The sequence below is a fragment of the Jatrophihabitans sp. genome (assembly GCF_035474675.1).
GTDB lineage: Bacteria > Actinomycetota > Actinomycetes > Mycobacteriales > Jatrophihabitantaceae > Jatrophihabitans_A.
In genome coordinates this window covers 1-11273 of record NZ_DATINC010000030.1, presented here as the reverse complement: position 1 = coordinate 11273, position 11273 = coordinate 1, and the positions used below count along the sequence as shown (strand labels likewise).

The 11273-nt window shown below is 72.5% G+C and carries 5 protein-coding genes; all 5 read left to right on the top strand.

Going from position 1 to position 11273, the window contains the following annotated elements; genetic code table 11:
- Positions 1–8479: amino acid adenylation domain-containing protein (locus tag VLJ82_RS03220; RefSeq protein WP_408661880.1), on the top strand; the 8479-nt coding region annotated here is incomplete at its 5' end.
- An 18-nt stretch (positions 8480–8497) separates the two neighbouring features.
- Complete coding sequence (locus VLJ82_RS03215; protein WP_408661879.1) at positions 8498–8710, top strand: MbtH family protein; 213 nt, start codon at positions 8498–8500, stop codon at positions 8708–8710.
- Between the two features lie 100 nt (positions 8711–8810).
- The gene (locus VLJ82_RS03210; RefSeq protein ID WP_408661878.1) at positions 8811–9809 is read left to right on the top strand and encodes a FecCD family ABC transporter permease; all 999 of its coding nucleotides are present in this window, start codon (positions 8811–8813) and stop codon (positions 9807–9809) included.
- 38 nt (positions 9810–9847) lie between these two features.
- The gene (locus VLJ82_RS03205) at positions 9848–10864 is read left to right on the top strand and encodes a FecCD family ABC transporter permease (RefSeq protein WP_408661877.1); all 1017 of its coding nucleotides are present in this window, start codon (positions 9848–9850) and stop codon (positions 10862–10864) included.
- 17 nt (positions 10865–10881) lie between these two features.
- On the top strand, positions 10882–11273 hold a 392-nt coding region (locus VLJ82_RS03200), incomplete at its 3' end, for an ABC transporter ATP-binding protein (RefSeq protein WP_408661876.1).

Genomic DNA, 11273 nt, shown 5'->3' with positions numbered 1-11273 from the left:
GTCCGGGACCGTCCCGATCGGGCAGGCTGTGCGCGGTACCCGGCTGCACGTGCTCGACGTCAACCTGCGTCCGGTGCCGGCCGGCGTGCCCGGTGAGCTGTACATCGCGGGCAGCCAGCTCGCTCGCGGCTATCACCGGCGCCCCGGCCAGACCGCCGAGCGGTTCGTCGCCGACCCGTCGGGCCCGCCGGGCGCCCGGATGTACCGCACCGGCGACCTGGTCAGCCACACCGCCGACGGCGTCCTCACCTATCTGGGCCGGACCGACCATCAGGTCAAGATCCGCGGCAACCGGCTCGAACCCGGCGAGATCGAAGCTTTGCTGCGCGCCGAGCCCGGCGTCGCCGATGCGCTGGTGGTGGTGCGCCCCGGACCGCGGGGCGGCCAGGAGCTCATCGCGTACCTGGTGGGCGATGACCTGGACACCGCAGCGGTGCGCGCGTCGGCGGCCCGCCGACTGCCGGCGGCGGTCGTGCCGCAGTACTGGGTCGCTCTCGACGCCCTGCCGCTCAACCCGGCGGGCAAGCTCGACCGGGCCGCTCTGCCGGCTCCGGAGCGGGCCACCGGGGCCGGCCGCGCGGCCACCAGCCCCGCGCAGGAGCGGCTCTGCGGCATCTACGCCGAGGTGCTCGGTCTGGCCCAGGTTGGCCCGGACGAGGACTTCTTCGTGCTCGGCGGCGACAGCATCCTGTCGATCACCGTCTCCAGCCGGGCCCGCAAGGCCGGCCTGGCGCTCAGCCCGCGCGACGTGTTCGCGCACCGGACCCCCGCCGGGCTGGCGCTGGCCGCCCAGTCACAGCCCGAGCCGCAGGCCGACGTCGAAGGGGCGCGGTTCACCCTCACTGCAGAGGAGACCGCGCAGGTCGAGCGGGCCGCCGGGCAGGGGGTGGACGAGATCTGGCCGCTGTCGCCGCTGCAAGAAGGCTTGTACTTCCACGCCAGCTACGACACCGGTGACCTGGACGTCTACACCGCGCAGTCCACCTTCGACTTCGCGCATCGGCTGGACGTGGACCGGTTGCGGGCGGCGAGCGCGACGCTGCTGGAGCGAAACCCGAGCCTGCGGGCCGGTTTCACCAGCGACGGCGTGCCGCGTCCGGTGCAGTTCGTCTGCCGGGCTCCCCAGATGCCGGTCGAGGAGCTCGACCTGACCCACCTGACCGCCGCCGAGCAGGACAGCCGGCTCGACGCGTTCCTCGCGGCCGATCGGACCCGCCGGTTCGACCTGTCGGCTCCGCCGCTGTGCCGGCTGACCGTGATCCGGCTCGGTGCCGGTCACGATCGGCTGGTGGTCAGTAGCCACCTGATCGCCTGGGACGGCTGGTCGGCATGGCTGTTCCTGGAGCAACTGTTCGAGCTCTACGCGCGCTCGGGTGACGACAGCGGGCTGGAACGGCCCGGCAGCTACGGCGACTACCTCGCCTGGCTCGACCGCCAGGACACGGTGGCCGCCAAGGACGCCTGGCGGAACGCCTTGGCCGGGTTGGCCGAACCGGCCCTGGTCGCGCCCGCCGTGCGGGGTGGCCAAGGCGCCGTCCCGGTCAACCTCGACGTACACCTGTCCGAGGCGCTCAGCAACCGGCTGCGCGCCCTGGTCCGCAGCCGGGGACTGACCCTCAACCCGCTGCTGAACGCCGCCTGGGGGCTGGTGCTGTCGGCGATGCTCGGCCGCGACGACGTGGTGTTCGGTTCGGCGGTCGCCGGGCGGCCCGAGGAAGTCGCCGACGTGGAGTCCACGATCGGGATGTTCCTCAACACCGTGCCCACCCGGGTCACCCTCCGACCCGCCGAGCCGGCCGGGGAGTTGTTACGCCGCCTGCAGGACGAGCGCACCGCGCTGATGGCCCACGAATACCTCGGCCTCGGCGACGTGCAGGCCCAGACCAGCCACCGCACCCTGTTCGACACCCTGTTCGTGCTGCGCCCCGGGGGCGGCGAGGACCGGATGGTCGAGCTGCGCGACCGGCACGGGATCACCGCCGTGACCAACATCGACTCCACCCACTACCCGCTGACGTTGATCGTCACCCCGCAGACCAGGCTGCAGGTCACCCTGTCCTACCGGGCGGACCTGATCGACTCCGCGGCCGCGGAGACGATCCTGCACCGATACACCCTGCTCCTGGAGCGGCTCGCGGATCAGGTCGACGCCGCCGTTGGTCTCGACACCGCCGTCGGTGGCGTCGACCTGCTGCTGCCGGCCGAGCGGACGGCACTCGGCGAGAGCTGGGACGCCAGCGCCAATCCGGTACCGGACGTCACCGTCGCCGAGATGCTCGCCGTCCAGGCCGGGCGCACCCCCGATGCGGTGGCTCTGGTCTTCGGCGACCGCCGGCTCAGCTACGCCGAACTGGACACCGAGATCAACCAGCTCGCCCGGTTGCTGCTGGCCCGCGGGGCCGGCCCGGAGCGGGTGGTCGCGCTCGCGCTGCCGCGCTCGGTGGAGATGGTCGTTGCCCTGTTCGCGGTCCTGCGCATCGGCGCGGCGTACCTGCCCCTGGACCTCGACCACCCGGCCGAGCGGCTGCACGACATGATCGCCGACACCGGCCCGCTGTGCGTCCTGTCGACCAGCGCGGTCGGCCTGACCGCCGACGCGGTGTGCCTCGACGATCCGGCCGTGGGGCTGTCCGGCTACTCCGGCACCTCGATCACCGACGCGGAGCTGGCCCGGTTCGTTCCCGGCGTTCCCGGTCGGCTCGAGCACCCGGCGTACGTCATCTATACCTCCGGTTCCACCGGCCGGCCGAAGGGCGTTGTCACCCCGTACCGGGGCCTGACGAACATGCAGTTCAACCACCAGGTCAACATCTTCGCCCCGGCGATCGAGCAGGCCGGCGGCCGGCGGCTGCGGATTGCGCACACCGTCTCCTTCGCCTTCGACATGTCGTGGGAAGAGCTGCTCTGGTTGGTGGAGGGCCATCAGGTGCACATCTGCGACGAGCAGTTGCGCCGCGACGCCGAGGCGCTGGTCGCCTATTGCGACGCCCATCAGATTGACGTCGTCAACGTGACGCCGACCTACGCGCAACTCCTGATCGAGGAGGGCCTGCTCACCGGGCACGTGCCGCCGCTGGTACTGCTCGGCGGCGAAGCGGTGCCGGACACGGTGTGGAACCCGCTGCGCGACACCGAGGGCACCTACGGGTACAACCTCTACGGGCCGACCGAATACACCATCAACACGCTCGGCGCGTCCACGATGGACAGCGATACGCCTGCGGTGGGCCGGCCGATCTGGAACACCCGCGCCTACGTGCTGGACGCCGCGCTGCGTCCAGTCCCGCCCGGCTGCCCGGGAGAGCTCTACATCGCCGGAATCGGCCTGGCCCGGGGCTACCACGACCGGCCCGGCCTGACCGCCGATCGGTTTGTCGCCGACCCGTTCGGCGCACCCGGCGACCGGATGTACCGCACCGGCGACCTGGTCGTGCAGCGGCCCGGCTCGGGGATCATCGACTTCCTCGGCCGCACCGACGACCAGGTCAAGATCCGGGGCTACCGCGTCGAACTGGGCGAGATCGCCTCGGCGCTCACCAGTCATCCCGCGGTCACCCATGCCGCGGTGACCGCCACCGGTTCCGGCAGCGCCAAGCGGCTGACCGGCTACGTCGTCTGCGCGGAGTCCGTCCTCCCCGAGCTACGGGACTTCCTCAAGGCGCGGCTGCCCAGCTACATGGTCCCGTCGGCCTTCGTCACTCTCGACACCCTGCCCCTGACCGTCAACGGCAAGCTGGACACGGCGGCTCTGCCGGCCCCCACGCTGGCCGGTCCGGCGCTCCGGCGCGCGCCGGGCAGCGAGGCCGAGCGCACCCTGTGCACCCTGTTCGAACAGGCCCTGGGCCTGGCCGAGGGCACGGTCGGGGCCGACAGCGGGTTCTTCGACCTGGGCGGGCACTCGCTGCTCGCCACCCGGCTGATCAGCCGGGCCCGGGCCGTGCTCGGCGCGGAGCTGTCCATCCGCGACCTGTTCGAGGCACCCACTCCCGCCGAGCTGGCCGCCCGGGCCAGCCGCTCGGGCGGTCCCGCCCGACCGGCGCTGACGGCTCGGCTGCGGCCGGACCGGATCCCGCTCTCGCACGCCCAGCAGCGGCTGTGGGTGATCCAGAACATCGAGAACACCTCGGCGGCGTACAACTTCCCGCTGGTGATGCGCCTGCACGGGGAGGTAGACCCGGCGGCGCTCAGCGCGGCGCTGGCGGATGTGGCCGGCCGGCACGAGGCGCTGCGCACCCGGTTCGCCGTCCACGACGGGGTACCGAGCCAGCGGATCGTCCCGGCCACAGAGCTGCCGGAGTTGATGGCGACCCGCACCACCACGTCGGCCGAGGTACCCGGCCTGATCGCCGAGCTGATCGCTCGGCCGTTCGACCTGCTCACCGAGCTGCCGATCCGAGCCACGCTGATCGATGACGAGCAGGGTGAGCAGACCTTGGTTCTGCTCCTGCACCACATCACCACCGACGAGTGGTCGGACCGGCCCTTGCTGCGCGACCTCGTCGCCGCCTACGCGGCCCGGCGGTCCGGCACCCAGCCTGCCTGGGAGCCGCTGCCGGTGCAGTACGCCGACTACGCGCTGTGGCAGCGGGAGCTGCTCGGCGAGCCGGGGGACCCGGACAGCCTGGCGGCCCGGCAGCTCGCCTTCTGGGAACGTGCGCTCGCCGGTGCTCCCGAGGAACTCACGTTGCCGGCCGACTGGCCCCGACCGGCCCGACCGGACTTCACCGGCGCGGAGGTCACCACTCGGATCGGGACGCAGACCCACGCCTCGCTCCGGCAGCTGAGCCAGGCCACCGGCGCGACCATGTTCATGCTGCTGCACGCTGCCGTCGCGGCCTTGCTGCACCGGACCGGCTCCGGCGACGACATCACGATCGGAGCGCCGATCGCCGGGCGGACCGACGCCGCCCTCGACGACCTGGTCGGTTTCTTCGTCAACACCCTGGTGTTGCGGACCGACCTTTCGGGCGATCCCACCTTCACCGAACTCGCCGGCCGGGTTCGCACCGGCGACCTGGCGGCGTTCTCGCACGCTGACGTGCCGTTCGAGGCGGTCGTGGAGCGGCTCAACCCGGCCCGGTCGCTGGCCCGAAACCCGCTGTTCCAGGTGATGACCGGCTACCACAGCCGGACGGGCGAGAGCCTCACCCTGGACGGCGCGCAGGTGGAGTTCCTGCCGTTCGAGGCCGGCACGGCGAAGTTCGATCTGGTGTTTACGTTCACCGAGGACGAGCAAGGGCTGTCCTGCCGGCTGGGCTACGCGAGGGAGCTGTTCGCCGACAGCACGGCCGAGCGGCTCAACCGGCGGCTGATGATGCTGATCGATGCGGTGGCCGCCCGCCCGGACGACCCGGTGAGCAGCGTCGACGTGTTTACCGACGACGAACGGCACTTGGTGCTTGACGGCTTCAACGGCGCCCCCCGGGCCGTCGATGAGGAAACCATGACCGGGCTGTTCGCTCAGCGGCTCGCCGAGCGCCCCGACGCGACGGCGGTGGTGGACCGCGACCGGCAGTACAGCTACGCCGAGCTCGACGCGCGGGCGAATCGGATCGCGCGCCTGCTCGCCGCACATGGCGTAGGTGCCGGCTCGGTGGTCGGCGTGGCCGTACCCCGGTCCTTCGACATGGTGGCGGCGATCCTGGCCAGCCTCAAGCTCGGCGCGGCGTTCCTGCCGCTGGACCTGGCCCACCCCGCCGACCGGCTCGCTTACATGACGGCGGACGCGGGCGCCCGGGTGGTTGTCGGCACCGAGGCGGTGGCCGGGCTGCTCCCGGCCGGCCCGGTGCCGGTTCTGCTGGACGAGCCCGGTACCGCCGACCGGCTCGCGGCTCTGGACGCCAGCGATCCCGGCCCGGGCCCGGTCAGCCTGGACCAGCCGGCGTACGTCATCTACACCTCCGGTTCCACTGGCCGCCCGAAAGGCGTGGTGGTGCCGCACGAGGGGATCGCCAGCCTGGTGGCCACGGCGGTGGACCGAATGGGCCTGCACCCGGACGCTCGGGTTCTGCAGTTCGCCTCGATCGGCTTCGACGTGGTGGTCTTCGAGCTGTGCATGGCGCTGTGCCACGGCGGCAGCCTGATCCTGATCACCGAGGAGGCGCGGGTAGCCGGACCACAGCTCACGGACTTCCTCGCCCGGCACGACGTCAGTCACCTGATTCTGCCGCCGTCATTGGTCGCGGCGCTGCCGCCGGAATGCGAGCTGCCGGTCGGGTCGACCATCCTGGTCGGCACCGAGACCGTGCCGCCGGAGCTGTTCCGCCGGCACGGCGCGACCGCGAACCTGATCGCGGCTTACGGTCTGACCGAGGCCACCGTCAACTCCACGCTCTGGAACGCCGAGCCCGGCTGGCGGGGCGCCGTCCCGATCGGTCGTCCGGACCCCAACACCCGGTGCTACGTGCTCGACGAGCACCTGCGTCCGCTACCGCCAGGCGTGGTCGGCGAGCTCTACGTCGCCGGCCGCGGGCTCGCGCTCGGCTACCTGGGGCGGGCCGGCCTGACGGCCGAGCGGTTCCTCGCCGACCCGTTCGCCGGGCCCGGGGCCCGGATGTACCGCACCGGCGACCGGGCTCGCTGGCGCCGCGACGGCAACCTGGATTTCTTCGGCCGGGTGGACAGCCAGGTCAAGATCCGGGGGATGCGGATCGAACTCGGCGAGATCGAGGCCGCGCTGACCGATCATCCCGATGTCAGCCAGGCCGCGGTGATCGCTGACCGCAGCGGGGACATCGTCCGGCTGGCCGGCTACGTGGTGACACCGGCAGACACGAGCCTGGCCGCGGTGCGCGCGCACGTCGCTGCCCAGGTACCGGAGTACATGGTGCCCGCGCTCCTGATCCGGCTTGACGGTCCGCTGCCGCTGACCCCCAACGGGAAGCTCGATCGCCGGGCGCTGCCCGCCCCCGACTGGTCGCAGCTGTCCGGCCGGGTCCAGCCGCGAACCCCCGCCGAGCGGGTCCTGGCCGAGTTGTTCGCCCAGGTCCTCGGCCTGGCCGAGGTCGGAACGCACGACAATTTCTTCTTCCTCGGCGGGCACTCGATGTCTGCGATGCAGCTCCTCGGACGGGTCCGCAGCCGGCTGGGAGCCGAGCTGGCCATCCGGGACGTCTTCGACGCGCCGACGGTGGCCGGCCTGGCTGATCGACTCGAGGGGCGGCTCGACGGGGCCGGCTTGCTCCGCCCGGAGCTGACCGCCATCGGCGAGTTCGGTCGGCTCCTGGCCCCCGTACAACGGGACCGGTGGGCCGCCTACCAGCAGCGCCCCGGCTTCGACCACGCCTTGGTCCTGCGCTCACCCGGCGGCCTGGATCTGGCCGCTCTGGCTGCGGCGCTGGCTGACGTGGTGGCCCGGCACGAGCCGCTCCGGACCGCGTTCACGGTCGCGGACGGCGCGGTGTTCCGCCGGCCGTGCGCGGCGCCGGAGCTCGCCGTCGAGCACAGCGTCGACTTGGACGGCAGGCTGGCCGAGCTGGCCGCTGAAGCCCCGGACCTGACCAGTGGGGCACCGCTGCGCGTGAGCGTCGTGACGAGCGCTACCGGCAGCCAGGCTGTACTGCTGCGGATGCACTACCTCGCGGTGGACGAGTGGTCGGTCGTGCCGTTGCTGCGGGACCTGTCCGGTGCGTACGCCAGCCGCGTCGCCGGCAGCGCCCCGGACTGGGAGCCGTTGCCGGTGAGCTACTCCGACTACGCCTCCTGGGCGCGAGAGGTACTCGGCGACCCGGCGGATCCGGGCAGCGCGCAGGCCCACCAGCTCGGGTGGTGGCGCACGGCACTGCTCGGCATGCCGGCGACCCTCACCCTGCCCGCCGACCACAAGCCGCAGGACCGCACCGGACACGGCGCGCACGAAAGCTTCATCCTCGGTGCGCCGACCCACTCGGCGATCGCTGACCTGGCCGCCCGGACCGGTACCAGCGTGTACATGGTGCTGCACGCGGCCTTCGCCGTCCTGCTGTACCGGCACGGGGCCGGTGACGACCTGCCCATCGGCGCGCTGGTCGCCGGGCGCACCGAGGACCGGCTGGCCGGGCTGGTCGGCGGCTTCGCCAACACGCTGGTCCTGCGGACCAGGCTGCACGGCGACCCGACGTTCACCGAACTGCTGGCCGGAGTGCGGGAGAGCACCCTGGGCGCCCTGGGCGCGCAGGAGGTGCCGTACTGCGAGATCGCCGCCGTGGCCGGGCTGCCGGAGCGCGGCCCGCAGGTGATGGTCGTGCACCACGAGCAGCCGGCGATCGCCGAGCTCGAGGGCGGTCTCGGCACGCTGGGATCGGTGCCGACGGGAGCCGGGCATGCCGATCTCGCGTTGAGCTTCTACCAACCGCGCGATCTCAGCGCGCTGGAGTGCTACCTGGGCTACGCCACCGACCTGTTCGATCAGCCAACCGCCCAGCGGCTCGCCGCCGAGCTCCATCAGCTGATCGAGCGCGCGGTGGCGGCACCCGACCGACCGGTTACCGACCTCGTCTGAGCAACGAAAGGAAAACCCATGAGCACCAACCCGTTCGACAACCCCGAGGGCCAGTTCCTCGCTCTGGTCAACCATGAGGGGCAGCACTCGCTGTGGCCGTCGTTCGCTGCGGTCCCGGCCGGCTGGACCACGGTGTTCGGCCCGGACGCCAAGGACGCCGCTCTGGCCTACGTGGAGCGGAACTGGACGGACCTGCGGCCGCAGAGCCTGATCGAGGCGATGGGCGGATAGCCCAAAAGAGGCGGATAGCCCACGAAAGAGAGGTAAGGCTATCCTCATCACCCATCGCCCTGGAGACGGGACGGCTGTGGTTCGGCAGGAGGTACCGCCCGTGCTCGTGATCCGCCGTGCCGGCGGGCTGCTCGCGGCGGCCTTGGTGCTGCTGCTGGTCTGCCTGCTGAGCGTGTGGCTGGGAGCCAAGCCGATCAGCCCCGACGTGACCTGGCACGCGCTCTGGCAGAACGACGGCTCCCCGGAGGCGACCATCATCCAGCAGTACCGGGTGCCTCGGACCCTGATCGGCATCCTGGCCGGGATCGGCCTGGGCGTAGCCGGCGTGCTGATGCAGGCCATGACCCGCAACCCGCTCGCCGATCCAGGGCTCCTCGGCGTCACCCTGGGCGCCTCGGCGGCCGTGGTGGCGGCGATCGCGTTCGCCGGCGTCTCCGCGCTGACCGGTTACGTGTGGTTCGCGCTCGCCGGGGCCGCCGCCGCGGCAGTTCTGGTCTACCTGCTCGGCCGGGGCGGCCGGAGCGCAGCCGCCGCCGACCGGATGGTGCTGGCCGGAGCGGCGATCAGCGCCGTGCTGGCTGCGTTCGTCTCCGCCGTGCTGCTCCAGCGTCCCGACGTCTTCCTGACCTTCCGGTACTGGGACGTCGGTTCCATCGCCGGACGCGACATGGCCGTGGTGGTCCAGGTGGCCCCGTTCATCGTGGTCGGCACGGTGATCGCCCTGCTGCTCGCCCGGCCACTGAACGTGCTGGCCCTGGGCGACGAGACCGGCCGGGCGCTGGGGGTCGCCACCGTGCGGACCAGGCTGTGGGCGGCGATCGCGGTGACGCTGCTCTGCGGCGCGGCCACCGCCGCCGCCGGGCCGATCGGCTTCGTCGGCCTGATCATCGCGCACTCCACCCGGCTTCTGGCCGGCCCCGATCTGCGCTGGTCCCTGCCCTACGCCGCGCTGCTGAGCCCGGTTCTGCTGCTCGGTGCCGACCTGGTCGGTCGGCTGATCGCGGCTCCCTCCGAACTCGCGGTCGGGCTGGTCACCGCCCTCATCGGCGCACCGATCTTCATCGCGGTCTGCCGTCGACGCCGGCTGGCCGAGCTGTGACCGCGGAACTCGTCCACCGGCGACCGATCAGCGGGTGGGTGCTGCGCTTGGGGCCGCTCGCCGTCCGGCTGCGCCCGCGCGCGCTGTTCGCCGGCCTCGTCCTGCTGGCCGGCCTCGCGGTGACCTCGGTGCTCGCCCTCGGTGGCGGCGAGGTGGAGCTCACCGGGCGCGAGGTGCTCGCCGTGCTCGTCGGTCAGGGCGAACCCGGCCCGGAGTTCATCGTCGGCACCCTGCGTCTGCCCCGGCTGTTGACCGGTATCGCGGTCGGCGCGGCCCTCGGGGCCAGCGGGGCGCTGCTGCAGGGCATGGCCCGCAATCCGCTGGTCAGCCCCGACATCATCGGCTTCACCAGTGGCGCGGCCACCGGCGCGATCAGCGCGCTCATCCTCGGCGCGGACAGCCTCTTCCAGATCGGCCTCGGCGCACTGGTCGGCGGCGCGGCCGCCTCGGTCCTGGTGTACGTGCTGGCCCACCGGCACGGCGGTACGGGTACCCGGCTCGTGCTGATCGGCATTGGCGTCACCGCCGCCCTGGTCTCCGTCAATACGTACCTGATCAGCAAGGCCCCGGTGCACGACGCGGTCGCCGCGCAAGCCTGGCTGGTCGGAGGTCTGAACAACCGGGGCTGGGACCACGTTCTCGTGATGGCCGGGGCGCTCGCCGTGCTGGCACCCGCGGCCGCGGTCGCCGCCGCGCGCCTGAACGCGCTGGAACTCGGCGACACCACGGCCCGGGCGCTCGGCGCGAACGCCGAATCCGATCGCCGGCTGCTGTTGTGCACCAGCGTCGGGCTCGCCGCAGTCGCGACTGCGGTCGCCGGGCCGGTCGCGTTCGTCGCTTTCGCCGCCCCGCACCTGGTCCGCCCGCTCACAGCGGCGACCCGCCCGGGCCCGTTCACCGCAGCCGGGATGGGTGCGCTGCTGCTGGCCGGCTGCGACGTCGCCACGCAGCGGCTGTTCCGTCCGGTGCCGCTGCCGGTCGGCGTTCTCACGGCGGCGCTGGGCGGCCTCTACCTGGTCTGGGTGCTCGCCTTCGGCCAGCGGGGCCGGCTGTGAACACGACGGCGGACCAGGTGCCCAACGAACCCCGGCTCCGGGCCGAGTCGCTAACCCTGGGCTACCACGAGCGCACGGTCGCCGAGCGCCTGACGGTGTCCATTCCGGACGACGGCTTCACTGCGATCGTCGGACCGAACGCCTGCGGCAAGTCCACCCTCCTCAAGGCGCTCGCCCGGGCGATCGACCCGGTCGCGGGAGCCGTCCACCTGGACGGCAAGGCCATTGCCTCCTACAAGGCGAAGGAGGTCGCCCGGCGACTCGGCCTGCTCGCGCAAAGCGCCATCGCGCCCGGCGGCATCACCGTTGGCGATCTGGTGGCCAGGGGCCGCTACCCGCACCAGACGATGCTGCGCCAGTGGTCGGCGGCCGACGAGATCGCGGTGACCGCCGCCCTGGCCCAGACCTC